24 protein-coding genes are annotated in these 23,377 nt (G+C 64.1%); 11 read left to right on the top strand and 13 right to left on the bottom strand.

The annotated features are described in order from the left end of the window. The first annotated feature begins 140 nt into the window (after positions 1–140). Positions 141–2,327 carry an ATP-binding protein gene (locus HCO70_RS15490; protein WP_172297775.1) on the top strand — a complete coding sequence of 729 codons (2,187 nt, stop codon included), beginning with the start codon at positions 141–143 and terminating at the stop codon, positions 2,325–2,327. Positions 2,328–2,339: 12 nt separating this feature from the next. Here HCO70_RS15490 and yaaA read toward each other — a convergent pair whose 3' ends face one another. The 3 genes from yaaA to HCO70_RS15475 all read right to left on the bottom strand — a co-directional run bounded on the left by yaaA (position 2,340) and on the right by HCO70_RS15475 (position 5,620). Then, positions 2,340–3,152: a peroxide stress protein YaaA gene (gene yaaA / locus HCO70_RS15485; RefSeq protein WP_172297774.1), complete on the bottom strand. Its 813-nt coding sequence runs from the start codon at positions 3,150–3,152 to the stop codon at positions 2,340–2,342. Positions 3,153–3,216: 64 nt separating this feature from the next. After that, positions 3,217–5,256 (bottom strand): DNA helicase RecQ, encoded by a 2,040-nt coding sequence (gene recQ / locus HCO70_RS15480; RefSeq protein ID WP_172297772.1) that lies wholly within the window; start codon positions 5,254–5,256, stop codon positions 3,217–3,219. 73 nt (positions 5,257–5,329) lie between these two features. Next, a complete protein-coding gene (locus HCO70_RS15475) occupies positions 5,330–5,620 on the bottom strand; it encodes a YggT family protein (RefSeq protein ID WP_172297770.1) in 291 nt (96 codons plus the stop codon). Between the two features lie 129 nt (positions 5,621–5,749). Between HCO70_RS15475 and HCO70_RS15470 the strand changes: the two genes are divergently transcribed. From HCO70_RS15470 to HCO70_RS15440, 7 genes are all read left to right on the top strand, one after another. Beyond that, positions 5,750–7,144, top strand: a complete 1,395-nt coding sequence (locus HCO70_RS15470; protein WP_172297769.1) for an MFS transporter — start codon at positions 5,750–5,752, stop codon at positions 7,142–7,144. After that, the gene (gene mepA / locus HCO70_RS15465) at positions 7,114–8,040 is read left to right on the top strand and encodes a penicillin-insensitive murein endopeptidase (protein ID WP_253913324.1); all 927 of its coding nucleotides are present in this window, start codon (positions 7,114–7,116) and stop codon (positions 8,038–8,040) included. Before HCO70_RS15470 ends, mepA begins: the two co-directional genes overlap by 31 nt. Next, positions 8,013–8,930, top strand: a complete 918-nt coding sequence (locus tag HCO70_RS15460) for an esterase-like activity of phytase family protein (protein ID WP_172297766.1) — start codon at positions 8,013–8,015, stop codon at positions 8,928–8,930. The genes mepA and HCO70_RS15460 overlap by 28 nt, the downstream gene beginning before the upstream one ends. A 61-nt stretch (positions 8,931–8,991) precedes the next feature. Further along, positions 8,992–9,624, top strand: a complete 633-nt coding sequence (locus HCO70_RS15455; protein WP_172297764.1) for a queuosine precursor transporter — start codon at positions 8,992–8,994, stop codon at positions 9,622–9,624. A 269-nt stretch (positions 9,625–9,893) separates the two neighbouring features. Next, the gene (gene arfB / locus HCO70_RS15450) at positions 9,894–10,316 is read left to right on the top strand and encodes an alternative ribosome rescue aminoacyl-tRNA hydrolase ArfB (RefSeq protein ID WP_172297763.1); all 423 of its coding nucleotides are present in this window, start codon (positions 9,894–9,896) and stop codon (positions 10,314–10,316) included. 40 nt (positions 10,317–10,356) lie between these two features. Continuing rightward, positions 10,357–11,340, top strand: a complete 984-nt coding sequence (locus tag HCO70_RS15445) for a DUF3137 domain-containing protein (protein WP_172297761.1) — start codon at positions 10,357–10,359, stop codon at positions 11,338–11,340. A gap of 141 nt (positions 11,341–11,481) precedes the next feature. After that, positions 11,482–12,615, top strand: coding sequence for a serine/threonine protein kinase (locus HCO70_RS15440; protein WP_172297760.1), 1,134 nt, complete (start codon positions 11,482–11,484; stop codon positions 12,613–12,615). Positions 12,616–12,673: 58 nt separating this feature from the next. Here HCO70_RS15440 and HCO70_RS15435 read toward each other — a convergent pair whose 3' ends face one another. The 7 genes from HCO70_RS15435 to HCO70_RS15405 form a co-directional block, all read right to left on the bottom strand. Continuing rightward, the gene (locus tag HCO70_RS15435) at positions 12,674–13,372 is read right to left on the bottom strand and encodes a hypothetical protein (RefSeq protein ID WP_172297758.1); all 699 of its coding nucleotides are present in this window, start codon (positions 13,370–13,372) and stop codon (positions 12,674–12,676) included. A gap of 55 nt (positions 13,373–13,427) precedes the next feature. After that, positions 13,428–13,928 carry a hypothetical protein gene (locus HCO70_RS15430; protein WP_172297756.1) on the bottom strand — a complete coding sequence of 167 codons (501 nt, stop codon included), beginning with the start codon at positions 13,926–13,928 and terminating at the stop codon, positions 13,428–13,430. A 119-nt stretch (positions 13,929–14,047) separates the two neighbouring features. Beyond that, positions 14,048–15,340, bottom strand: a complete 1,293-nt coding sequence (gene pncB / locus HCO70_RS15425; RefSeq protein ID WP_172297754.1) for a nicotinate phosphoribosyltransferase — start codon at positions 15,338–15,340, stop codon at positions 14,048–14,050. A gap of 251 nt (positions 15,341–15,591) precedes the next feature. Beyond that, entirely contained in the window at positions 15,592–16,923 is a 1,332-nt protein-coding gene (locus HCO70_RS25055) for a S8 family serine peptidase (RefSeq protein WP_216665462.1), read from the bottom strand. Between the two features lie 33 nt (positions 16,924–16,956). Then, entirely contained in the window at positions 16,957–17,541 is a 585-nt protein-coding gene (locus tag HCO70_RS15415; RefSeq protein ID WP_172297750.1) for an anti-sigma factor, read from the bottom strand. Next, positions 17,538–18,089: an RNA polymerase sigma factor gene (locus HCO70_RS15410; protein ID WP_172297748.1), complete on the bottom strand. Its 552-nt coding sequence runs from the start codon at positions 18,087–18,089 to the stop codon at positions 17,538–17,540. The genes HCO70_RS15415 and HCO70_RS15410 overlap by 4 nt, the downstream gene beginning before the upstream one ends. A gap of 116 nt (positions 18,090–18,205) precedes the next feature. Continuing rightward, positions 18,206–18,841: a glutathione S-transferase family protein gene (locus HCO70_RS15405; RefSeq protein ID WP_172297746.1), complete on the bottom strand. Its 636-nt coding sequence runs from the start codon at positions 18,839–18,841 to the stop codon at positions 18,206–18,208. A gap of 128 nt (positions 18,842–18,969) precedes the next feature. Between HCO70_RS15405 and HCO70_RS15400 the strand changes: the two genes are divergently transcribed. Beyond that, positions 18,970–19,941, top strand: a complete 972-nt coding sequence (locus HCO70_RS15400; RefSeq protein WP_172297744.1) for an AraC family transcriptional regulator — start codon at positions 18,970–18,972, stop codon at positions 19,939–19,941. Here HCO70_RS15400 and pncA read toward each other — a convergent pair. Next, positions 19,928–20,524 carry a bifunctional nicotinamidase/pyrazinamidase gene (gene pncA / locus HCO70_RS15395; RefSeq protein ID WP_172297742.1) on the bottom strand — a complete coding sequence of 199 codons (597 nt, stop codon included), beginning with the start codon at positions 20,522–20,524 and terminating at the stop codon, positions 19,928–19,930. The two genes, HCO70_RS15400 and pncA, sit on opposite strands and share 14 nt — an antisense overlap. A gap of 210 nt (positions 20,525–20,734) precedes the next feature. Between pncA and HCO70_RS15390 the strand changes: the two genes are divergently transcribed. Both HCO70_RS15390 and HCO70_RS15385 read left to right on the top strand, forming a co-directional pair. Further along, complete coding sequence (locus HCO70_RS15390; RefSeq protein WP_172297740.1) at positions 20,735–20,977, top strand: hypothetical protein; 243 nt, start codon at positions 20,735–20,737, stop codon at positions 20,975–20,977. Further along, a complete protein-coding gene (locus HCO70_RS15385) occupies positions 20,977–21,351 on the top strand; it encodes a hypothetical protein (RefSeq protein WP_172297738.1) in 375 nt (124 codons plus the stop codon). The genes HCO70_RS15390 and HCO70_RS15385 overlap by 1 nt, the downstream gene beginning before the upstream one ends. Here the strand turns inward: HCO70_RS15385 and HCO70_RS15380 are convergent. After that, the gene (locus HCO70_RS15380) at positions 21,348–22,460 is read right to left on the bottom strand and encodes a twin-arginine translocation pathway signal protein (protein ID WP_172297736.1); all 1,113 of its coding nucleotides are present in this window, start codon (positions 22,458–22,460) and stop codon (positions 21,348–21,350) included. The genes HCO70_RS15385 and HCO70_RS15380 overlap by 4 nt on opposite strands. 77 nt (positions 22,461–22,537) lie before the next feature. After that, complete coding sequence (gene map / locus HCO70_RS15375; RefSeq protein WP_172297734.1) at positions 22,538–23,287, bottom strand: type I methionyl aminopeptidase; 750 nt, start codon at positions 23,285–23,287, stop codon at positions 22,538–22,540. Between the last annotated feature and the right edge of the window lie 90 nt (positions 23,288–23,377).

Genomic DNA, 23,377 nt, shown 5'->3' with positions numbered 1-23,377 from the left:
CTCGGGGGTAGGATAAATCGCGCCCATCGTCGCATGCGGTCCGTGATTGGCGCAACGGATTCCGAGGGTTGTTAAGACCCTTTTCATCAACATTCAGTCAATATTGCGAGAGAGCGATCGGGGGGCAGAAGCGGACCGGTATGGGCAACGCGGAAGAGCTGGCCAGGGAGCGGCGCGCCCGGCTGGCGGCAGAGCGGCTGTTGGACCTGAAGCAGGCGGAGTTGCACGAGGCGAACCGCAAGCTTTCCGCCCATGCCCGCGACCTGACCGAGGAAATCATCGAGAAGCGCGAGGAGACGCAGGCGCTGCGTCACCAGACGACGGAGGCGCTGACGCAGCTGGAGACCGCGCGCGGCAAGATCATGATCGCCGAGCGGCGGCTTTGGACATCCATCGAGACGGTGCAGGACGGGTTCGCGATTTTTGATCACTCCGGGGTAATGGTGGCGGCCAATGCCGCCTACCTTGCGCCGTTCGACGGGATCGATGCGGTGGGGCCCGGCGTCGGGTACGAGGCGCTGCTGCGGATCGCGGCGGAGGAAGGGGTCATCGACACCGAGGGGGCCAGCCGCGACGACTGGGTCGAGGAGATGCTGTGGCGCTGGCGGACGCCGGCGATTCCGCCGCGGACGATCCGGTTCTGGAACGGCGGGTTCGCGAAGCTGGTGGACCGGCGGTCGGACGACGGCGACACGGTTTCGCTGGCGCTGAACATCACGGCGGAGATCCGGAACCAGGCGAAGCTGAAGGCGGCGCGGCGCAGGGCGGAGGCGGCGAACCGGGCAAAATCGGCGTTCCTTGCGAACATGAGCCACGAGATCCGGACGCCGATGAACGGCGTCGTCGGGATGGCGCAGCTGCTGGCGGAAACGGGGCTGACGGAGGAGCAATCGCTATATGTAGAGACGATCCGGTCGTCGGGCGAGTCGCTGCTGGTGCTGATAAACGACGTGCTGGACTACTCGAAGATCGAGGCGGACAAGCTGGAGCTGCACCCGGAAGCGTTCGACCTGGAGCAGGCGGTTTACGAGGTGACGCGGCTGCTGCGGCCGTCTGTCGGGACCAAGAAGTTGGAGCTGCTGGTCGACTATGACATCTTCATGCCGGCCTGTTATGTCGGCGATCCGGGGCGGGTGCGGCAGATCCTGACCAACCTCGTCGGCAACGCGGTGAAGTTCACCGAGGAGGGGCATGTGCTGATCCGGGTGTCGTCGCTTCCGGATGCGGAGGGCGCGCGGCATCGGGTGCACATCTCGGTGGAGGATACCGGCATCGGGATCGGGTCGGGGCAGATCGACCACATTTTCGGCGAGTTCAACCAGGTGGATGGGGAGCGGAACCGGAAATACGAAGGCACCGGGCTGGGGCTGGCGATCACCCGGCGGCTGGTGGAGATGATGGATGGGGAGATCTGGGCCGACAGCGTTGTCGGGCAGGGGTCGAGCTTTGGCTTTTACCTGACACTGGAGGTTGCGGAGGAGCAGTGGGCCGAACCGCCGGAGATCCCGCCGTGGATCCGGCGCATCCTGATCGCGGGGGCACATTTTCCGGAACGGGACATCCTGCGGCGGCAGCTGGTGTCGCAGCGGCTGCCCGCGCATGCGTTTTCAAACGCCGGGGATCTGCGCGATGCGAGGCCGACCCTTGGCGACGTCGTGCTGCTGGACTGCGGGCTGGAGGATGCGGCGGCGGATGCGCTGGGCAACGAGCTGCGCGATGGCGGATTCGACGGGCCGCTTTACCTGCTGTCGGGGGCGCCAACCAACCCGGACGGGGTGTTTACCGGCATCCTGCAGAAACCGCTGCGTCGCCACGATGTGTTGCGGGCCCTGTCGACGTCGCCGGAACCAGAAACGCCGGATTTGCCGGCGCCGACCCCGCTCGCGCGGACGGAGCGGCGCCGGATGCGGATTCTGGCTGCGGAGGATAACCGGACCAACCGGCTGGTCTTCTCTAAACTGGTGAAATCAGCGGATATCGAGCTGCAATTCGCAGAGAACGGGCTGGAGGCGGTGAATGCCTATGAGGCGCAGCCGCCCGATCTGATCTTCATGGACATCTCGATGCCGGAGGTCGACGGTCGCGAAGCGACGCGCCGGATTCGTGCGATCGAGCGGGACGGGCGGCTGCGGCGGGTGCCGATCGTGGCGATGACCGCGCACGCGCTGACTGGCGACAGGGATGAAATTCTGGCGGCCGGGCTGGACCACTACCTGAGCAAGCCGCTGAAGAAGGCGGACCTGCTAGCGCATATCGCCGATGCCTGCCCGCCAGACTGCGCGCCGCCCCTGCCGGAGCTGGAGGAAGCGCAGGCCGCGCGGGCCTGAGGCGAGATTGGGTCAGGCGCTTGCGAGGGCGTCCTGTTCCTGCGCAACCTCGGCCGGACGCAGGAAGACCGGTTGATCGGACGTGCTGCGCGTTTCGTCGAAGCGGTAACCGCCCGTATCGAAATCCCGGAGACCGGCCGGATCGGTCAGGCGCCGTTCGAGGATGAAACGCGCCATCGCGCCACGCGCACGCTTGGCATAGAAACTGACGATTTTCGGTTCGCCGTCTTTCACCTCGTAGAAACCGGGGGTGACGATGCGGAGGCCAAGCGCGCGCTGGTCCACCGCGCCGAAATATTCCTGACTCGCGCAGTTCAAGAGGATATTGGTTCCGGCCTCTTCCGCGGCGGCGTTCAGCGCCTTCGCCGGCAGGTCGCGCCAGAAATCGTACAGCGTATTGCCGCGCCGGGTCTTCAGGCGGCTGCCCATTTCAAGGCGATAGGGCTGAATCGCGTCCATCGGGCGGAGGATGCCATAGAGGCCCGACAGGATGCGAAGGTGGCGCTGGGCATAGTTAAGCGTTTCCGGTTCCAGCGAGGCCGCTTCGAGGCCAAGATAGGTATCGCCCGCGAAGGCAAAAACGGCGGGTCGGGTTGCCTTTGGTTCCGGATCGTCCCGGAAGTCGCGGAAGTCGCGGAAGCGGTCGCGGTTCAGCCTGGCGAGACTGTCCGACAGGCCCATCAGCGCCTTGAGCCGCGCCTGGCTAAGCTGGCGCGCGTGCCCGGCAAGGCGGTTTGCCTCGGGCAGGAAATCCGGCGTGGACGTTTTCACCCCCGGCATCGGCGTCAGATCCAACCGTTTGGCAGGCGAGACTACCACCAGCATTGCGCATCCCCCATCTTGTCTGAATTGCCCTGATTAGTCACTGATATCGACCGTCGCAACGCGATCACGCCTCTTGCAGGATCGTCAGGAAGGCGGGGCCGAACCGTTCCGCGCGGCGCTCGCCGAGGATGCCCGCAAGTGAGCCGAGATCGCGCGGCTGCATCGAGGCGACACGGGCGAGGAGCGAGGCGGAACAACTCATAGGCTTCTCGGTGCCTTCTTCGCCCCGAGCGAGATCGGCCTGTGCCTGCAGCAGCCGGTCATATAGGTCCCCGGATTCGCGGCCGGCCAGTTTCATTCGCGCCGGATGAACCGGGTCCGGCGTCTGTCCGGCGATCACCGCGAGAAATTCGGCACCGTAGCGGTCCAGCTTTTTGGCGCCGACGCCACTGATCCGTGCCATATCGTCCAGCGTTTCCGGCTTGGTCTCTGCCATTTCGATCAGGGTACGGTCGGTGAAGATCACATAAGCCGGGACGCGTGCCGCTTCGGCCAGCGCGCGGCGCTTGGCCTTCAGGGCGGACAGCAGCGGCGCGTCTTCCTCGCTGACGAGCGTCTTCACGGCGGGGCGGGATTTCGCGGTCTGGATCGTATCGCGCCGCAACTCGATGCTTTCCTCTCCGCGCAGGATCGGGCGTGCGGCCGCGGTCATGCGGAAGGCGCCGTGACGGGCGGCATCGGGGCGGACTAGGTCGCGACCCATCATCTGGCGATAGACGGCCTGCCATTGCGCGCGGCTGAGGTCCTTGCCTACGCCGAAGGTCGGAAGCTGATCGTGGCTTCGAGCGCGGACCTTGTCGGTGACGTTGCCGGTGAGGATATCGATCAGGTGGCCCGCGCCGAAGGATTCGCCGGTGCGCAGCATGGCGGAGAGTGCCTTGCGCACCGCTTCGGTGCCGTCGAAGACTTCTGGCGGGCTGTCGCACAGGTCGCAATGGCCGCAGGGCTCGGGATCTTCGCCAAAATATTTCAGAAGGGTCTGGCGGCGGCACCGCAGCGCCTCGGCCAGACCGAGCAGCGCGTTGAGGCGGGCGTGATCGGCAGATTTGCGGTCGTCGGGCGCGAGGCTTTCGTCGATCTGGGTACGGCGCAGACGGATATCGTCGGCGCCGTAGAGTGTGAGGGTTTCAGCGGGGGCGCCGTCGCGGCCGGCACGGCCGATTTCCTGATAATAGGCCTCGATGGATTTTGGCAGGTCGGCGTGCGCGACCCAGCGAATGTCCGGCTTGTCGATGCCCATGCCAAAGGCGACGGTGGCGACGACGATCAGCCCGTCCTCGCGGGAAAAGCGGGCTTCGACGTCGCGGCGGTCGGACGGGTCCATGCCGCCGTGGTAATGGCAGGCGGTGTGCCCCGCCTCTCGCAATGCCTGCGCCACGGTCTCTGTCTTGGCTCGGGTGCCACAATAGACGATGCCGGACTGCCCGCGTCGGGCGTCGGCGAAGTCGAGGATCTGCTTGCGCGGGGAATTCTTGGCCTCGAAGGCGAGGTGGATGTTCGGCCGGTCGAAGCCGCGCAGGAAGGTCTGCGGGTCGGTGCCATCGAAGAGGCGCGTGACCATTTCGGTGCGAGTTTCCTCGTCCGCGGTGGCGGTAAAGGCGGCGAGGGGGACGTTCAGGCTGCGGCGTAGTTCACCGATGGCCAGGTAGTCCGGGCGGAAGTCGTGGCCCCACTGGCTGACGCAATGCGCCTCGTCCACGGCGATCAGGGACGCGCCGATCCGCCTTAACAGAGACTGAGTTCCGCCGGAGGCGAGGCGTTCGGGCGCCATGTAGAGGAGTTTCAGCCGGCCCTCGTCGAGGGCGCGGAATACCTCGTCGGTTTCCTCCTGCGTGTTGCCGGAGGTGAGCGCGCCAGCCTCGACCCCTGCTTCGCGCAGGGAGCGGACCTGATCGCGCATCAGGGCGATGAGGGGGGAGATGACGACGGTCACCCCGTCGCGCACGAGCGCGGGAAGCTGGTAGCAGAGCGACTTGCCGCCGCCGGTTGGCATGATGGCGAGGACGTTGCGGCCCTCGGTGACCGCCTGCACGATTTCCGCCTGTCCGGGGCGGAATTCGTCGAATCCGAAAACGGTGCCGAGGAGCTGCGCTGCGCGGTCCATGTTGCCTGCGATTTACTTCAAACTGCTCTGATTAGGGGAACCATCGCAGATGAAGAATCGCTTAACAAGCCCGTCAGTAGAACGAGCGGGCGAGGTCGGGAATCAGGATGTCGCGCAGGATGATGATGCCGATGAAGACGACCAGCGGCGCGAGGTCCAGCGGGCGCGTGTCGGGCAGGATGCGGCGGATCGGGGCGTAGATCGGCTCGAGCAGCCGGTTCAGCCCTTCCCAGATCTGGGCGACGATGGGCTGGCGCAGGTTCAGGACCTGGAAGTTGATCAGCCAGCTCATGATGATGTGGACCAGCATGATGAAGAACGCCACGTCGAGCAGAAGCGAGATGATTTTCAGGATCGTGATCATTTCCGGCCCTTTTTTGGATCGGTGGCTAGTTAAGGCCTCCTGCGCGCGCTGACAAGCAGGGGCCACACAACTATTGCGGTCGGGTTAATTTGCGGGCCATAACGCAGCGGCAGATGGGGAGTCACCGCTATGGCGGAGGTCAGCGCGCGCAAGCGTATCTGGGGCTGGATGATGTTCGACTGGGCCAGCCAGCCGTACAACACCCTGCTGCTTACATTCATATTCGGACCGTTCTTTGCCGAGATCGTCATCGGTCGGCTGACCGGCGAGGGCATGAGCCGCGAGGCGGCGAGCGCGCAGGCGCAGGCATGGTGGGGCTACGGGCTGACGCTGGCGGGGGTGCTGATCGCGGTGCTGGCGCCAATCCTCGGGGCAATCGCGGACAGCCGGGGACGGCGGTTGCCGTACGTCTGGGGTTTCTCGATCCTGTACGTCGTGGGTGCGGCGGGGCTGTGGCTGTCGAACCCGGAGACGTTCAGCGTCGGGACGCTGCTGGCTTTCTTCGGGATCGGCCTGATCGGCATGGAGTTCGCGACAATCTTTACCAATGCGATGCTGCCGTCGCTGGGCGACCGGCGCGAGATCGGTGCGATCTCGGGCAATGGCTGGGCCTGGGGCTATGTCGGCGGCGTGATCTCGCTGGTTCTGATGCTGGCGCTGTTTGCCGAGAACGCGCAGGGCGTGACATTCATCGGCCGCGAGCCTGCGCTGGGGCTGGATCCGGCCGCGCGGGAAGGGACCCGGTTCGTCGGGCCATTCACGGCGATCTGGTACGCCGTCTTCATGATCCCGTTCTTCCTGTGGGTCCGTGAACCGGCGGACGGGGTCGTGCGCGGCTCTCCGGCAATGGAGGGGCTGCGAGAACTGGGGCGCACGCTGGCCAGCCTGCCGAAAAACGTCTCTATGACGGCCTATCTGGGCTCTTCCATGTTCTACCGCGATGCGCTGAACGGGATGTACACGTTCGGCGGCGTCTACGCGCTGGGCGTGCTGGGCTGGACTGTCGTGGATATCGGGGTGTTCGGGATCCTTGCCGCGATCACCGGCGCCGTCTTTGCGTGGATCGGCGGCAAGGCGGACCGCGCCTTTGGTCCGATGCCGGTGATCCGGACCTGTATCGTCATCCTGCTGTTCGTCGCGGTGCTGATCGCCTCGATTTCTCCGACCTCGGTTCTGGGCATTTCGGTTGGCGAAGGGTCTTCGCTGCCCGACATGGCATTTTACCTCGCCGGCGCGCTGATCGGCGCGGCGGGCGGGGCGCTGCAATCGGCGAGCCGGACGATGATGGTTCGACAGGCGAACCCCGAGCGGATGACCGAAGCCTTCGGGCTGTATGCGCTGGCGGGCAAGGCCACGACCTTTATCGCGCCCGCGGCAATCGCGGTGGTCTCTGACATAAGCGGCAGTCAGCGCCTTGGCGTCACTCCGCTGATTGTCCTTTTTCTCGTCGGGCTGATCCTGTTAGCATGGGTCAAACCCGATGGAGACCACGTTTGGTCCGAAAGTTCGCAATCCTTGGCCTGATCGTTTCGCTTGCCGCCTGTGGCGGAGGCAGCGACGCCAACAAGGACAGCGCAGCCAGCGCCGCTCTGACCTTTGCCGCTGCCAATCTTGATCCGAATGCCATCGCCAAGCGGCTGTTCGGCGCCGTCGATGCCGCATCCGACCAGAGCCCGGCGCCCTATGGCAGCTATGCCAAGGGCTGCATAGCCGGAGCCGCGCAACTGCCCGAAACCGGGCCGACCTGGCAGGCGATGCGCCTGTCCCGGAATCGCAACTGGGCGCATCCGGAAACGGTGGCATTCGTCAAGCGGCTGTCCGCATTCGCGGCGACGCAACCCGGGTGGGAAGGTCTGTATGTCGGGGACATGTCGCAGCCGCGCGGCGGTCCGATGCTGACCGGCCACACCAGCCACCAGATCGGTATGGATGCCGATATCTGGATGCTTCCGCCGAAAAGCCTGAAGCTGAGCCCGGCACAGCGCGAGAGCATATCGTCGATCACCATGCAGACGGCCGGGGGCGCCTATGTGAACAGTTCATGGTCGCCGCAGCACATGGCGATCCTGAAGGCGGCTGCCAGCGACCCGGCCGTCGCCCGTATCTTTATCTTTGCCGGGGCGAAGGTGCAGATGTGCAAGGATGCCACGGGGGATCGGAGCTGGCTGCGCAAGATCCGGCCCTGGTACGGGCATCACTATCATTTCCACGTCCGGTTGAATTGCCCGAAAGGCGCCAGCGGCTGTGTGAACCAGGCGCCGCCGCCGGCCGGGGACGGCTGTGCCGAGGCGCAGCAATGGGTGAACAACATCCTGAACCCGCCGCCGCCCGACCCGAACGCCCCGCCGCCCACGCCCAAGCGTGAATACGTGCTGGCCGACCTGCCTGCTCAATGCGCTTCCGTCCTGTCGTCGCAGTAATCCTGCTTGGTTTCGCGGCGCTGGGTCCCGGGCATGCCGGGTCCGGCAATGTCGCGGAGCATGTAGGCGATTACACCTGGCCCAAGAAGGGCCGCGGGTTCGGCGGGTTTTCCGGGCTGGAGCTGTCCGACGACGGGCGGCATTTCATGGCGATCGGCGACAGAGGCACCATCGTTCAGGGCATCCTGCAGCGCCAGGACGGGCGGATCACCGGCGTCGAGGCCGGCAAGATCAAGCGGCTGAAGAACAGCAAGAACGAGCGGATCACGCCGTTCATGAGCGATTCCGAGGGGCTGGCCGTGGCCCCGGACGGGCGCATCTTCATTTCCTTCGAGGGCTTCCACAGGGTCTGGACCTATCGCGATCCGCAAGCGCAGGCCGAATGGCTGACGCGGCATCCGGATTTCCAGTTCATGCAGGACAACTCCTCGCTCGAGGCGCTGGCCATCGATGCGGACGGTGCGCTTTACACCCTGCCCGAACGGTCCGGAAAGATGGAGCGGCCGTTTCCGGTCTACCGCTTTGCCGATGGCGCGTGGACACAGCCCTTCTCGATCCCTCGCCGTGGCGAGTTTCTTCCCGTCGGTGCAGATTTCGGGCCCGACGGACGTTTCTATCTGCTGGAGCGGGACTTTACCGGCATCTTCGGGTTTCGCAGCCGCGTCCGCAGTTTCGAGATCGGAGCGACGGGTGTGACGGATGAAATCACCTTGTTAGAGACCTATGCCGGGACCCACGACAACTTGGAAGGCATCGCCGCGTGGCGCGATGACGACGGGTACATCCGGCTGACGATGATCTCGGACGATAATTACCGGCCGTTTCAGGTGACGGAGTTCGTGGAATATCGCGTGCCGGCGTCTCTTGACGGCAGGCGCGCAGGGCGGTAGGGCGCCGCGTCCCCGCAGTGGGGGCCAAGTCTCCGCTACCTTGTCAAAACGGACCAGATCCATGACCCGACTTCTTCCCGGCATTATTGCCATGGCCATCGTCGTGGTGGCCTCGAACATCCTGGTGCAGTTCCTGTTCGGGAACTGGCTGACCTGGGGTGCCTTTACCTATCCCTTCGCCTTCCTCGTGACCGACGTGATGAACCGGGTCTACGGCCCCGCCACGGCGCGCAAGGTCGTGTTCGCCGGTTTCCTGACCGGCGTCGCCTGTTCGCTGATCGGCACACAGATCATGCTGCAGGGCGACGGCTATACCTTCCCGGCGGTGACGCTGCGGATCGCCATCGGCTCGGGCCTGGCGTTCCTGACTGCGCAGCTGGTCGACGTCGCCATCTTCGACCGCCTGCGCGAGGGCAGCTGGTGGCGCGCGCCTCTGGCCTCGACCCTGGTCGGGTCGTTCCTTGATACGGTGATCTTCTTTTCGATCGCCTTCTCCTCTGTATTCGTCTTCCTTGAACCGATGAACGACGTCAGCTGGGCCAACGAACCGACGCCGCTGCTGGGTGTCGGACCGGTGCTGCCCTACTGGATGTCGCTCGCATTCGCCGACTGGTGTGTGAAACTTGCCCTCGCTTTGATCGCATTGGTGCCGTTCCGCCTAATTGTTGGAAGAATGTTGCCACGGGTTGCGTGAAAATATTTGACAGACACAAAATCTGTGCCACGCTGGGGATAACAGCAACCAAGCGAAAGGAGGTGATCCAGTGTCTAGAGTGATGTTGGAGAGAGGTGTCGGAACAGTCGGAGGTGAATCCTCCTGAGGGCAGCCCCGACGGGGGACTTCCTTTCGATTGGACGCAATCAATCGTTCTAACCGGAACCAATCTCCGAAAGAACTCGAAGGGTCGCCTAGCTGGGGCGGCCCTTTTCGATTTGAGGGGGGAGGCTAATTGTGGGTGCGGGATGCTGAGCATCAACGACACCATTGCCATCGAGGACTGGGAGCTGACCGAACAGTTCACCCGGTCCGGCGGCCCGGGCGGGCAGAACGTGAACAAGGTGTCCACGGCGGTCGAATTGCGGTTCGAGGCGGAGCGCTCGCCGAACCTGCCGGGGGCTGTGAAAACGCGGCTGCGGCGGCTTGCAGGGCGGCGTTGGACGAATGACGGCGCGGTTCTGATCCGGGTGGACGAGACGCGGCACCAGGCGCGAAACCGCGAGATCGCGCGGGAGCGGCTGGCGGAACTGGTGCGCGCGGCGTTGGAGCGGCCGAAGCGGCGGATCCCGACGCGGCCGACGCTGGCCTCGAAGCGGCGGCGGCTTGAGGGGAAGAAAGCGCGCGGCGAGGTGAAGGCGCTGCGCGGGAAGGTGGACGGCGAGGGGTAGGCGTTCGGCCAGCTTCGGGCGGGTTCGCGGGAGGGACGCCATGGAATTCACGGAACGGAGCGAGCTGGAGCGCGGGTTTGCGGCGGTCTACCGGGACCGGGTTCGCCCCGCGCTGGCTGTTTTGGAAGAGCGGCGGATCGCGCGGCTGCGCAAGGCGTGGATGTGGGTGGCTGTGGTGGCCGCCGTGACCGTGGCGGTGGTCGCGTTCCTGATATGGGCCGGGACTGGCGAGTGGCCCTATTTCGTCGGGGCCTTCCTGGCGCTGGTGGGCGGGATGATCGGCTACATGGTGTGGCAGGCTCAGGCGATGATGTGGAACGAGGCGGTCGAGGGCGCGGTGATGCCTGCGATCTGCGAGCATATCGGCGACCTGAGCTATGACGGGTTCGCGGGAGATGACTTTCCGCTGGAGGCGCTGGCGAAGCTGGGCGTGGTGGGGTCGTTTCAGGACTCCTATGTCAGCGACGAATTGAAGGGGCGCTATCGGGACACAGGGTTCGAGATGGTCGAGGCGCGGCTGACGCGGCAGTCGCGAAGCTCGGACGGGGGGTCACGGACCAAGACGGTGTTTCGCGGGCTGCTGTTTCATATCGAGGTGCCGGTGGAGGCGCCGGGGCGGATCCTGATCGGGCGGGACTACGGGGCGGTCAGCAAGAAGCTGGGGTCGCTGTTTGCGGGGGACCGCAGCCGGGGGATGGTGCGGGTGGAGATGGGGCATTCGGGCTTCGAGAAGGCGTTCGAGGTCTATGCCGGCGATCCGGTGGCGGCGAAGAAATTCATGCCGGTGGCGTTTCTGGACAGCCTGATGGCCATCGGCACGGGCGAAGGCGGCAAGCGGGGGACGGGCTCGATGGTGGCGGGGTTCGAGGGGCGGTCGTTCTACCTGGCCCTGTCGCGGGGCGGGGACTTCCTGCAGATGGGATCGCTGACCACGCCGGTGGCGGATATGGAGGAGGATCTGCACGAGATCTTCGACGATATCGGGCTGGTGCGGCGGATCATCGACCGGCTGCACGGGGGGTGATTTTCGGGGCGTCCCCATGGGGACGGGGGGTCAAGTGGTTGATTTCAGGCGTGTTAGCGCAAACGTACGATTGCGGACGCTTCGCCGTAATCGGGTTTATGGCGCTTGCCGGAACGGCGCCCCGGCTCTAATCCGGATTTCATGAAAGATACCGTACAGAAGACCGTCGTCAGCAGCTGGAACGAATGGGACCCGCTGCGCCATGTGATCGTCGGCCGGGCCGACGACTGCCACATCCCGCCCGAGGAACCGGCGCTGGACGCCAAAGTGCCCGAGGACAGCGACATGCGCGGGCAATGGGGCCGGCGGCCGCAGGAGACCATCGACCGGGCGAACGAGTTGCTGGACCGGTTCGCGGCACAACTGGAGGCGCGCGGGATCCGGGTGGACCGGCCGGTGCCGATCGACCATTCGCAGCCGGTGACGACGCCGGATTTCCACACTGGCAGTCAGTTCGGCTGTATGCCGCCGCGCGACGTGCTGCTGACGGTCGGGTCGGAGATCCTTGAGGCGACGATGTCCTATCGCTGCCGCTGGTTCGAATACCTGAACTACCGGCCCCTGCTGCAGCGGTACTGGGAGGAAGACCCGAATTTCCGTCACGAGGCGGCGCCGAAGCCGCGGCTGACCGGCGCGGATTACCGCGACGATTACCTGTCAGAGCGGATCGGCGTGGAACAGAGACTGAAATGGACCGCCGAAAAGTTCTTTGTCACCACCGAGGAGGAGCCGCTGTTCGACGCCGCCGACGTGCTGCGGTTCGGGCGCGACCTTGTGGTGCAGCACGGGTTCACCACGAACCTGAAGGGCATCGAGTGGCTGCGGCGGCATTTTCCGGATCACCGGGTGCACGCGGTGAATTTCCCGGGCGATCCCTACCCGATCCATATCGACGCGACTTTCACGCCGCTGCGCCCGGGGCTGATCCTGAACAACCCGCAGCGCCGGTTGCCGCAGGACCAGCGCGAGATGTTCGAGCGGAACGGCTGGGAGATCGTGGATTCGGCGCAGCCCGCGCATAACGCGCCGCCGCCGCTGTGCTATTCGTCGGTCTGGCTGTCGATGAACGTGCTGGTGCTGGACCCCAAGACTGTCTGTGTCGAGAAGTCCGAAGTCTACCAGGCGGAGCAGATGGATAAACTGGGGATGGAGGTCGTTGAAGTGGACCTGCGCGACGCCTATGCGTTCGGTGGCGGGCTGCACTGCTGCACGGCGGATGTGCTGCGGGAGGGGGAGTGCGAGGATTATTTTTCTCGGAAACCGAGTTTTAAGTGATCTAATTTAGGTAGGATGCATCCGCCCGACTTGCAGTAAGTATTTCTGATGCTGCAGCCTAATTCCCAGAGTTTTCGGAAGAACTCGGCTGGAAAACATTAGTCTCAGGACTCTCAACTAGAAGCTCTCTAAGTCTTGGCCCGAAAAGTAACAAGCCTATTGCCAAGAGTATGCCCGCAATTGTACCTGTGTATATTAACCGGTCCTTAATTTTTCCAAGGAGCTCTCTTAGATCTTTGATTTCGTTCTCAAGCTTCTCAACTGCCTCATTGACTTGGTATGCGGTCAAAGCTTTTCCGGAAATTCTGTTGAGTATATTCGACGGAATTGCGTTCAAGCCGTTAGGTATTTGATCCGTTCCTTCGAAATCTACAGGTACAGGCTCAGATAAGTCAGATATCCAAATTGAGAATATGTCATCACCTCTCTTTAGGTGGATGTGTCGAGGACCAGCGTTGAACAATGCAAATATAAGCTTTCCATGGTATCCAGGATCAACCTGAAATCCAGAGACGTTTACTAAGCCTTGAAATTTTGTTGAAGCACGTGCCGAGATGAATCCAATGCACGTTCTAGGTATGTGCACTGTTTCTTCAGTTAATACATATAAGAATTGACCTGGACCTACGACGAATGGTTCACCATCTACCAATTTCCTTGCCGACTTTTCTTCTTTGTCATTTGTAAAGATCTCGTTGCCGACTCGAAGTCGGTAACCTGCTTCCTCAACGGCGAATGGGTTCCAGGGTACAACCACACTTTCGGTTTTCCCCCGATCCTCCCAGGAAGATTTACCCCAAAATGCCAACCGATCACCTTATATAGAAGTGGCGATCTCGAAGTTCTAAACGCCGATTTTTTGCAAGTTCGTTAACATCAATGCCCGCGCAGGACGATGCCGAAATCAAATACTCCATCACTTCTTGATTCGATGTGCGTGCAAGCTGAACGAATTCTTCGAGGTGATCGACCTTCTCGCACGCATCACAGAAACGACCTGCACTGGAAGCGAAGTCCAAAAACTCCTTTTGATCAAGCGAAGAATTGTGTTCTAGACGCTGATGCAGAGTATTTGCTGCACTCAAGCAGACAAGATAAGCGTCAGTCAGTGTTACGGAATATGGCTTCTCCTCCAAGTTGCCACGAGCGAGCCGCCCCACATACTTGGCGAAGTGCAACCCGTAGTGCTTCAGACGGTCAACCTTGTGGAGGGACAAAATATCGAAATGGTTTCGTAGGTCATGCTCATGCTGAGCTTTCTGAGCCTCCAGAAAATCGATCTGCACCAAATCGCTATCGCACTTGTCGAGCATTTGAGTCTCCCAGCCCATCGATTAGGTAACGCGCTAAGCGCGAAACAGTTTCATCATTGACTCTTTGCCTAAATAATATTATGCCACGGCGCCGATTCGCTGGCAATGGCGAAGTGACTTTAAACGACAACATCTAGCGCCATTTGGTTACCGACGTGGAAAATGCGTTTGTAGCGTTCCACCTCTGACGCCGGGCCCATCGCCTTGTTCGGGTTGTCGGAGAGTTTGACCGTGGGGCGGCCTTCTGCCTCGGTCGCCTTGCAGACCAGCGAGAAGGGGGCGAGTTCGTCGCCGGGGACGAGGCCGCGGAAGTCGTTGGTGAGCAGGGTGCCCCAGCCGAAGGAGACGCGGACCCGACCGTCGAACTGGTGATAGAGCTCCTCTATCCGGTCGACGTCCAGCCCGTCGGAGAAGATGACGAGCTTCTTGCGCGGATCCTCTCCGCGCGATTTCCACCAGTCGATGGCGATTTCCGCCCCGGCCGCCGGATCGCCGGAATCGATGCGGATGCCTGTCCACTTCGTCAGCCAGTCGGGGGCGTTCTCGAGGAAGCCCTTGGTGCCGTAGGTGTCGGGCAGGATGATCAGCAGGTTGCCCTCGTGTTCCTCCTGCCAGTCCTCCAGCACCCTGTAGGGGGCGGCGCGCAGTTCCTCGTCGGTATTCGCGAGGGCGGAATAGACCATCGGGAGTTCGTGGGCGTTGGTGCCGATCGCCTCGATATCGCGGCGCATGGCGATCAGGCAGTTGGAGGTGCCGGTGAACTTTTCGCCCAGCCCTTCCATCATCGCCTGCACGGCCCAGTCCTGCCAGAGGAAGGAATGCCGGCGACGGGTGCCGAAATCGGCGATGCGCAGGTTCGGGAGATCGTGCAGGCGCTCGATCTTTTCCCAGAGCTTGGTCATGCCGCGGGCGTAAAGGACCTCCAGCTCAAAGCGCTTCATCTTTTCCAGCACGGCGCGGCCGCGCAGTTCCATGAGCACGGCGAGGGCGGGGATTTCCCACAGCATCACCTCGGGCCAGGCGCCTTCGAAGGTCAGCTCGTACTGGCCGTCCTTCACGTCCAGGCGATAGTCGGGGAGCGTCAGGTTCTCGAACCATTCCATGAAGTCGGAGCGGAACATCTGGCGCTTGCCGTAGAAGGTATTGCCGCGCAGCCACGTGGATTCGCCGCGGGTCAAGCGCAGGGAGCGGATGTGGTCGAGCTGCTGGCGCAGTTCCTTTTCGTCGATCAGCTCGGCGAGGCGGACCTCTTTCGTGCGGTTGATCAGCGAGAACTTGACCGTGGTGTCGCGGCGGTTGCGGAACACCGACTGGCACATCAGGAGCTTGTAGAAGTCGGTGTCGATCAGCGAACGGACGATCGGGTCGATCTTCCATTTGTGATTGTAGACACGGGTGGCGATGTCGACCATGACGCTCCTCCTGCGGGCAGTTCGTTAGAGCAAGCGGGGCGGTGGATGTCAAAACCTATGGGCAGGCCCCGGGTTTGGCCCGATGTCAGAAAAAAGCCCCCGCCAGTGGCGGGGGCAGTTGGATGGCGGGGAGAAGGGGGTTCCCCCACCAGCGAGGCTAGCAACGGGACGAGGGGACAGTCTCGACGTTGCACATGTAGGACGTGCCGGGGCCGTGACCGGTTCAAAAAAAGATCAGGGGTTCGGGAAGGTCAGCAGCCGGGGTCGCGGACGAGGCCCCAGCCGAAGGAGGTGTCGCGGCCGGGCGTTCCCAGGTCGGAGCTCTGCTCGCGCAGGCGCGCGCGGATGCCGTCCACCGAGCGGACGCCGCGCGCCATCAGGCGGGCGGCGAGCGCGGTGATGATCGGCGCGGCGTAGGAGGTGCCGGAGGCATAGCTGCCGCCCCGGCGCCCGGCGACGTAGAGATCCACGCCCGGCGCCGCGAATTCGATATGCGGGCCGGTATTGGCGGCGACATAGCGGCGGCCGGCGGCGTCCACGGCGGTGACCGCGATCACCGAGTCGGAGCCGGCGGGATAGGCGGCGACGGAGCTGCCGTCATTGCCGGCGGCGGCGATCATCACGGCGCCACGGGCGGCGGCAGCGCGCAGCAGCACCTCGAGCCCCATGTTGCGCGGGCCGGCGAAGGACATGTTGATGAGCCGCACGTCATGCGCGATCAGCCAGTCGAGCGCGATGCCGAGCCGTTCCACATCAGCCGCCGGTCCGCCGCGGTCGCTGCCGAACGCGGTGACGGAGTAGAGATCGGCGCCGGAAGCGAAGCCGGAGAGCGCGCCGGCGGGATCGCGCCCGGCGATCAGGGCCGCGACGGCGGTGCCGTGGCCGGGATTGGTCGCGGCGCCTTCGAGAACGGAATGGGTAAACACCCGCGCGCCGGACAGGGCCGGATGGGTCGGGTCGACGGCGCCGTCGATCAGGCCGATGCGCAGCCCGCCAAGCGCGCAGGCCTGGCCTTGTGCGTTGATCATGGATGCCGCGTAGAGACGCGGTTTGCCCTGCACCAGCCGATAGATCGCGTGGATGTCGAAGGCGGTCTGCGGCGCGATGGCGCGCACGATCTGCTGTGCGGTGGAGGGCGACAGGCCGTTCAGGTCGTAAAATACCGCGTAGAGACCGAGCGCCGGGAATTCGCGGGTGCGGATCGGGCGGGCATTGGCCTGGGCCAGCGCGTTTGCGACGGCCTGCGCCTGTTCCGGGGGGCCGACCGTCAGAAACTCGGTTCTTCCCGGGCGGGTCCTGCGTTCTGCTGTCTGGCCGAGCGGGCGGTCGTTGCTGTCGCGATCGTCATTCTCGAAACCCGGGGTGTCTTCGGCCGTCACGGGATCGGCCGGATCGCTGGGGGTCGCGGGATCTGCGACCGGGTCCGGGGTCGGATCGCCCGCGTCGGTCGGATCAGCCGGGTCGCCCGCATCCTGAGGGTCAGCCGGATCGGCCGGGTTCTGCGGGTCGACCGGTGCGCCTGTATCGGGATCGACCGGAACGGTTTGTGCCGCGACAGGCGCGGCCAGGGAGACGACGAGCAACAAGAAAAGCGGCCGCAATATCATCGGCGGGTATCAATCCTCTGGAAAATTCAATGTATCAACAATCTCGGAATTATCAAGAATACCATATACTTGCTCTGGAGTCACGCCTTCGAGCAGCTGCAGGTCGTAGAACCCAATCGCGGATGGACCGGCCACGATTTCCACGCCGGCCTGAAGCAGAAGCGACCGGATCTGTTCTTCTGTCGCATCGGGCACGAAGGCGATGGAGACCCGTCCCGCCTCGTCGCCCGAAGCGAGGCTGTAGCCGTCCTCGGTCGTGTCACCGGGCATCTGGAACGCATACTGGCCGACGACCATGACCAGCAGGACGGCGGCGACGGCCTGCCAGATGCGGGTGCGGATGACGGTCTTCATGGCCGGTTCCGCGCTCGCCGGCTGCTCGCCGACATCGCGCATCAGGCGGGCGAGGCCCATTTCACCGGGGCTGTAGGTTTCCTCCGATTGCATCGTCGTGCGGATGGCGCGCAGTGCTTCCAGCTCGGCGCGCAGATCCGCGTCCTCTGCCACCGCCGCTTCTACCTCGTCACGCTCCGCGCCTTCGAGGGTGCCGTTGGCCAGCAGCGGCAGAAGCGTCTCTATCTGTTGCCTGTTCATGCCGGAACCCTCCGGTCGATGCGGCCGGAAAGACAGCGCAGCAGCAGCTTTTTCGCATGAAAGACGCGGGTCTTGATCGTGCCCTCGGGCACGCCCTGAACCTCGGCGATCTCGGCATAGGTCATGTCTTCGTAGAAGGCGAGGCTGATGGCGCTGCGGTGGTCGTCCTTGAGGGTGCCAAGGCAATGGCGCACATGCTCTGCCTCCTGGCCGGCGGCCAGACAGGTAGCAGCGTCGGGGCTGTCGTCTTCCTGCTCGGGTATGTCATCGGTCACGTCCTGCTGCACGCGCTTGCGGTGCAGGTCGATGACCTTTCGGTAAGCGATACCGAATATCCAGGTCTGCACTTTCGATCTCCCTTCGAATCTGGACGCACTGCGCCAGACTTCCATGAACACGTCATGGAGTACGTCGGATGACTCGAAGGGATCGTTCAATCTGGAGTGGATGAATCTGTAGACGGGCTTTTCCAGCGCACGATAAAGCGCGGCCAGTGCCTGCTTGTCGCCATGGGCGACCTGGGTGAGAAGCTGGGCGTGCGCGTCCATCTCTCACATCTCTAATGGAAATTGCGGCATGGGCTGTCTGAAATGGTCCTTGCCGCAACGTATCGCAACTGGTTCCCCGACTGTCCAGTCCGGGGAACCAGCATTGACTTGTCAGGTTAAGCAGCGCGCTTGTCCGCTGGCAGCGGCGCAGTCGGGTAGACCGAGAGGCCGCGCTGCACCCCCGGACGGGCGGCGATGCGGTCGTACCAGGCGGCGACGGTATTCGGCGCGTGCTCGATATATCCCATGCGCCAGGCGGCGTAGTACCAGCCGAACCAGGAGATATCGACGATGGAGAAGTCGTCGCCCAGCATGTAGTCGCGGTCGCCCAGCAGGCGTTCCGCCGTCATGTCGATCAGCTTTCCCTGTTCCTCGTACCGGTCGATGGCGAGCGGCACCGTGTCGGGGGAGAACCGCGTGTAGAAGGCGCGCTGGCCGAACATCGGGCCCTGCAGAGACCCCTGGATGAAGAGCCGTTCCTGCATGCGCAGGCGGTCTGCGGGATCGGTGGGGGCAAGTTTGCCGGTCTTGTCGGCGAGGTAGGTCAGGATGACGTTCGATTCACAGACCGTGAGGTCGCCGTCGCGGATCGCCGGGATCTTGCCGGCGGGGCTGATCGACAGGAAGTCGGGCGTCTGGGTTCCACCTTCGAGGAAGTTGACGGTTTCGGCCCGGTAGGGCAGCTCCAGCTCTTCCAGCGCGATGGCGATTTTCAACACGTTCGGGGTGCCGTGGCCGTAGAGAATGATCATGGGGATGTCCTTTCATTCGCCGTGATGGGCCACAGCTAAGCTCTGGGGCCTGATCCGCTGAATGCGCGGATGGAGCAAATACATGTCCGATCGGATCACGGTGCTGGACCAGTCCGGAGGGCGGGGGCATGATGGGTGACATGGATGTATTGACGGAACTTCTGCGCATCGGGCGCGTCGGCCAGACGCTGATGGGTCATCCCACGATGTATGGCGACTGGGGCGTGCGGGTCAGCCCGTCGATGGCGATGGTGCTGCATTCCAGCCGCAAGGGAAGCTGCTGGTATCATCAGGACGCGGCCGGCCCGCCGCTGCGCCTGGGTGAGGGCGACGTGATCCTGGCGACCAGTGGCGCGGCGCATGGGATTTCCGATGCGCCCCGGCGCGAGCTGCGCGAGATGGACGACGTGCTGGAGGTCATGAAGCTGCGCGCCGCATCGGCGCAGGCGGACAAGCTGCCGCAGGTGACGATGCTTTGCGCCAAGTTCGAGGTGGACATGCCGCGGCAGACGCGGCTGTTCGCGGCCCTGCCGGAGCTGATTCATCTGACCGGCGCGCAGGTGGCCGGGGACTCGCGGCTGTCGGCGGCGCTGGAGCTGTTTTCGGAAGAGGCGAAACAGGGCGGGGATGGCACGGAAATCGCCAAATCGCGCCTGTTAGACACTGTCCTGATCTATGTGATCCGGCGCTGGTTCGAGCTGTCGGGCCCGGCCGCGCCGGGCTGGTTCCGGGCGATGAAAGAGCCGGGGATCGCGGCTGCTCTGTCGGCGATCCACACGGACCCGGGACGCGGATGGACTGTGGACGCGCTGGCCGACATCGCATGCCTGTCGCGGGCGACGTTCCTGCGGCGGTTCCGCGAGGCGACCGGCGAGGCGCCGATGGCCTATCTGCAGCAGTGGCGCATGGCGCTGGCGGCGAAGGTGCTGGCCGAGGGACGCGACGGGCTGGCCGTGGTCGCGGACCGGTTCGGGTACGACAGCGCGGCGTCGTTTTCCAAGGCGTTCCGGCGGACCATCGGCATGTCGCCGGCGGAATACCGGAACAGCCGGCGTGCGGTGGAACCGGATGCGGCGGAGCTGAGCGTCAGCCCAGGGTGACGCCAGCGGCGAGCATCGTTTCGCGGGCATCCTCGAGCGAGCCCTGGAAGTCGATGGCGCGGCACAGGTCCTCGCGGACGGTGACGTCGAAGCCGAGCCGGGCGGCGTCCACCGACGAGTAGTTCACACAAAAATCGGTGGCGAGACCGGCGAGCGTCAGCTTCTGGATGCCGCGGGTGCGGAGGTACCCTTCGAGACCGGTCGGCGTGGTGCGATCATTCTCGAAAAAGGCGGAATAGCTGTCGATCGCGGGGTTATAGCCCTTGCGGATGATCATGTTGGCGCGGGTCGTGTCGAGGTCCTTGTGGAAGGCCGCGCCGTGGCTGCCTTGGACGCAGTGATCGGGCCACAGGACCTGCGGGCCGTAATACATGTCGATCACCGACATCGGATCGGCGCCGGCATAGGACGAGGCGAAGGAGGAATGCCCGGCGGGGTGCCAGTCCTGCGTCAGGATGACGGCTTCGAACTCCTTCATCAGCGCGTTGATTCCGGGGACGATCTGGTCGCCCGCCGCCACGGCCAGCGCGCCGCCGGGGCAGAAATCGTTCTGAATGTCGATGACGAGGAGGGCTTCGGTCATTGGGGTCTCCGCTGTGGTCCGACGCACCCTAAGGCGTTTCGGGAAGAAGTGGAATCGCCAATGCCCTGCCGCGCTTCGCGCTCTCGGGGCATTGGCGATGCGGCATGCGCCTGATGTTTCCCGGAACGCTTTAGCAGTGGCGGGGGGAGGGTCAATTGCGTGCGTTTCAGTTGTCTTGTTGTCATGACAACGCTCTGTTAGACAGAGGCCATGAAACGAGTCGAACGAATGCAGACGGGCCTGCGGCTGGAGAAGCGGCTGGTGAAGGTGCTGAAGGGATTGGCGGAGTACCTCGACATGCCGATGAGCGAGCTGGTCGAGGGCATGGCGCTGCATGCCTTCGAGGGAAAGGCACCGTTTTCCGAGGAGACGCGGGCGAAGATCGCCGTGCTGAAGGAGGTCTACGGGCTGGAGCTGACGGCGGAGGACAGCCACGGGCTGGAGGAAGGGTGATGCGCGATCCGGGTGCGATGCTGGACGAATTGCTGGCGGGGACGCTGGCGGCGGAAGGGTTCGGGCACAGGGAGCATGTGGCGGTGGCGCATGCGGCGCTGTGCCGGTGGGAGTTCTTCGAGGCGGCGTGGCGGTATTCGTCGGGGCTGCGGGCGCTGACCGAGCGGGCGGGGGTGCCGGAGAAGTTCAATGCGACCCTGACGCTGGCGTTTCTGTCCCTGATCGCAGAGCGGATGGGACAGGAGGACAGTGTCACCTTTGTCGAGCTGCATACCGATCTGGGGATGAAGCTGGTGCGGAGCGCCGGGTACGATGCCGAAAGGCTGGCCGATCCGAAGGCGCGGACGGTGGGGCTGTTGCCGGTGGCTGGCTAGATCAGCTTTGCCTCGACCGGCCAGCGCGGCGAGGGTGGCGTTTCGGGGCCGAAGCCGAGGCGGCCGAGCATCTGTATGCGGGCACCGCCGGGCGCGAGCAGTTCATGGACGCGTTCGCGGTAGGGTGTCATTTCCTCGTACTCCTCCAGGCTCTGGCTGACCGGCTGGACCGAGAGGCCATAGGCGGTAGCGGCGAGGTGCATGCGGACCCAGGCGCGGCCGGCGGCGATCTGGTCGGCGCGCTCGTTCTGCCCGGTCGCGAACCAGAGATAGGCTGGAGTCGCGGGGAATGCGTCACGGTAGGTTTTGAGCGAGGCCTCGTGGGCTGTGCCGGAGAGTTTCGACAGGCTTTCCTGGCTGAGCAGTCCGCTGGCGGCCATTGCTTCGATGGCCGGGCCGCGCAGGGCAATACCGTCGGGCGAAGCGTCGATCTGGCGGGCGCCGATGCGCATGTTCTCGATGGTCTCCAGCGCCGGGGCCTCGGTGTTGGCCTCTGTCAGCATGGCTTCGAGGGTCAGTTCGCGCAGAAGATCGAGCAATTCCGGCTCGTGCACAGTTTGCGCACCTTCGGCGCTGCCTTCGATGCCGAGGATGGCGTCTGGCGGTACCTCCAGCGCCATGTCGTAGGCTGCGCGGTTGGTGCGGCGGTCGAGGACATGGGCGAAGAGCGGATCGGCAGTGGCGCCGTCGGTCAGGGTAACCGTCGCGACGGGGTTGTCGGGGCTGGTTTCGGCGTCTGGGAAAAGCTGAATCTCACTGTTTAGTCCCTGTTCGGCGAAGGCCATGGACAGGAGTTCAATGAAACAGCCCATGCCGATGAAATGCTGCCGGCCGAGGGGATCGACCTGTGGCAGACGCAGGTCTTGGTTCTGCAGGATGGTCAGGCTGCCGTCATCCTCGAGCTTTGCCAGCCACGGCTGCAGGTTGTGGGCGCTGGGCGCGAGGATGGCGTAGGAGAGGGCGGTGAGGCGCGGATCATCGCCGGTACCGGCGGTTTCCCACGGATCGGTTGCAGTCTGTGGTTTGCGCATCACGCGGACACCGGCGGCGGCTGTCGCGGCCAGAACAATACCGCCCCCGATGAGGGCGATGGATTTCCTGCGGGTCATTGGCATTTCGGGCCTCGGGTCGGCGCGTTCGGGGTAGATGTAGCCACGCGCGGGACGGTTTCAAAGGTGGCGAAGTGTCAGCCCGGCAAAGTCACCACGATTGCCCCGCGATCCGATGCGACAACGGTGTGCTCGTACTGCACGACGGGAGCGCAGGGTTCGCTATAGAGCGTCCAGCCGTCATTCCCGGCATTGGCCCAGAGGCCGCCGGTGGACAGGAAGGGCTCGACCGTCAGAACGAGGCCCTTGTTGATGCGCCGCCTGTCGCTGCGCGTGGGCCAGGTGGCGATTTCGCCGGGATATTCGTGCAGAGACCGGCCGACTCCGTGGCTGGCAAGATTCCGGATCAGCGTGTAGCCGCGGTCCGATGCAAAGCGCCCGACGGCGTTGCCGATGCCGGCCAGCGGACGGTTGCTGGCGACCTGCCCGATTCCGATCTGCATCGCGCGTTTCCCGTCGCGGCAGAGACGATCGAGCGGGGGACGCACCGTGCCGACGCGAAAGGTCGCCCCGGTATCGGCGAAATAGCCGTTCTTTGATGCGGAGACGTCGATGTTGACGAGATCGCCCTGCGCGACCGCGCGGTCGCCGGGGATACCGTGGGCAATTTCCTCGTTCACGCTGATGCAGGTGGCGCCCGGAAACCCGTAGGTGGATTCCGGTGCGGGGGTGGCGCCTTCGCGGTCCAGCAAGTCGCGTCCGATCCCGTCGAGTTCCCGCGTGGTCATGCCGGGCTCCATCGCCTGCGCCATGGCATGCATGGTATTGGCGACGATGCGGCCGATTTCCTTCAGCCCGTCGAGTTCGTCCTGTTTCGTGATCGTCATGTGCCTGCCTTTTCGACTGCCGCAGGCAGATTAGTGGCTGTCGCCCCTTGTGTCAGTGCAGGCGATGGCTGGGAGAGTCCACACCCTCGC

The sequence above is a fragment of the Pseudoruegeria sp. HB172150 genome, assembly GCF_013184805.1.
Taxonomy (GTDB): domain Bacteria; phylum Pseudomonadota; class Alphaproteobacteria; order Rhodobacterales; family Rhodobacteraceae; genus Psychromarinibacter.
This window is presented reverse-complemented; position numbering and strand designations above follow the sequence as displayed.

What these genes read in the sequence shown, in the direction of transcription:
- HCO70_RS15490 (WP_172297775.1), top strand. Translation starts at nt 141, where the DNA reads ATGGGCAACGCGGAAGAGCTGGCCAGGGAGCGGCGCGCCCGGCTGGCG.
- yaaA (WP_172297774.1), bottom strand. Translation starts at nt 3,152, where the DNA reads ATGCTGGTGGTAGTCTCGCCTGCCAAACGGTTGGATCTGACGCCGATG.
- recQ (WP_172297772.1), bottom strand. Translation starts at nt 5,256, where the DNA reads ATGGACCGCGCAGCGCAGCTCCTCGGCACCGTTTTCGGATTCGACGAA.
- HCO70_RS15475 (WP_172297770.1), bottom strand. Translation starts at nt 5,620, where the DNA reads ATGATCACGATCCTGAAAATCATCTCGCTTCTGCTCGACGTGGCGTTC.
- HCO70_RS15470 (WP_172297769.1), top strand. Translation starts at nt 5,750, where the DNA reads ATGGCGGAGGTCAGCGCGCGCAAGCGTATCTGGGGCTGGATGATGTTC.
- HCO70_RS15460 (WP_172297766.1), top strand. Translation starts at nt 8,013, where the DNA reads ATGCGCTTCCGTCCTGTCGTCGCAGTAATCCTGCTTGGTTTCGCGGCG.
- HCO70_RS15455 (WP_172297764.1), top strand. Translation starts at nt 8,992, where the DNA reads ATGACCCGACTTCTTCCCGGCATTATTGCCATGGCCATCGTCGTGGTG.
- arfB (WP_172297763.1), top strand. Translation starts at nt 9,894, where the DNA reads ATGCTGAGCATCAACGACACCATTGCCATCGAGGACTGGGAGCTGACC.
- HCO70_RS15445 (WP_172297761.1), top strand. Translation starts at nt 10,357, where the DNA reads ATGGAATTCACGGAACGGAGCGAGCTGGAGCGCGGGTTTGCGGCGGTC.
- HCO70_RS15440 (WP_172297760.1), top strand. Translation starts at nt 11,482, where the DNA reads ATGAAAGATACCGTACAGAAGACCGTCGTCAGCAGCTGGAACGAATGG.
- HCO70_RS15430 (WP_172297756.1), bottom strand. Translation starts at nt 13,928, where the DNA reads ATGCTCGACAAGTGCGATAGCGATTTGGTGCAGATCGATTTTCTGGAG.
- pncB (WP_172297754.1), bottom strand. Translation starts at nt 15,340, where the DNA reads ATGGTCGACATCGCCACCCGTGTCTACAATCACAAATGGAAGATCGAC.
- HCO70_RS15415 (WP_172297750.1), bottom strand. Translation starts at nt 17,541, where the DNA reads ATGAACAGGCAACAGATAGAGACGCTTCTGCCGCTGCTGGCCAACGGC.
- HCO70_RS15410 (WP_172297748.1), bottom strand. Translation starts at nt 18,089, where the DNA reads ATGGACGCGCACGCCCAGCTTCTCACCCAGGTCGCCCATGGCGACAAG.
- HCO70_RS15405 (WP_172297746.1), bottom strand. Translation starts at nt 18,841, where the DNA reads ATGATCATTCTCTACGGCCACGGCACCCCGAACGTGTTGAAAATCGCC.
- HCO70_RS15400 (WP_172297744.1), top strand. Translation starts at nt 18,970, where the DNA reads ATGATGGGTGACATGGATGTATTGACGGAACTTCTGCGCATCGGGCGC.
- pncA (WP_172297742.1), bottom strand. Translation starts at nt 20,524, where the DNA reads ATGACCGAAGCCCTCCTCGTCATCGACATTCAGAACGATTTCTGCCCC.
- HCO70_RS15390 (WP_172297740.1), top strand. Translation starts at nt 20,735, where the DNA reads ATGAAACGAGTCGAACGAATGCAGACGGGCCTGCGGCTGGAGAAGCGG.
- HCO70_RS15385 (WP_172297738.1), top strand. Translation starts at nt 20,977, where the DNA reads ATGCGCGATCCGGGTGCGATGCTGGACGAATTGCTGGCGGGGACGCTG.
- HCO70_RS15380 (WP_172297736.1), bottom strand. Translation starts at nt 22,460, where the DNA reads ATGACCCGCAGGAAATCCATCGCCCTCATCGGGGGCGGTATTGTTCTG.
- map (WP_172297734.1), bottom strand. Translation starts at nt 23,287, where the DNA reads ATGACGATCACGAAACAGGACGAACTCGACGGGCTGAAGGAAATCGGC.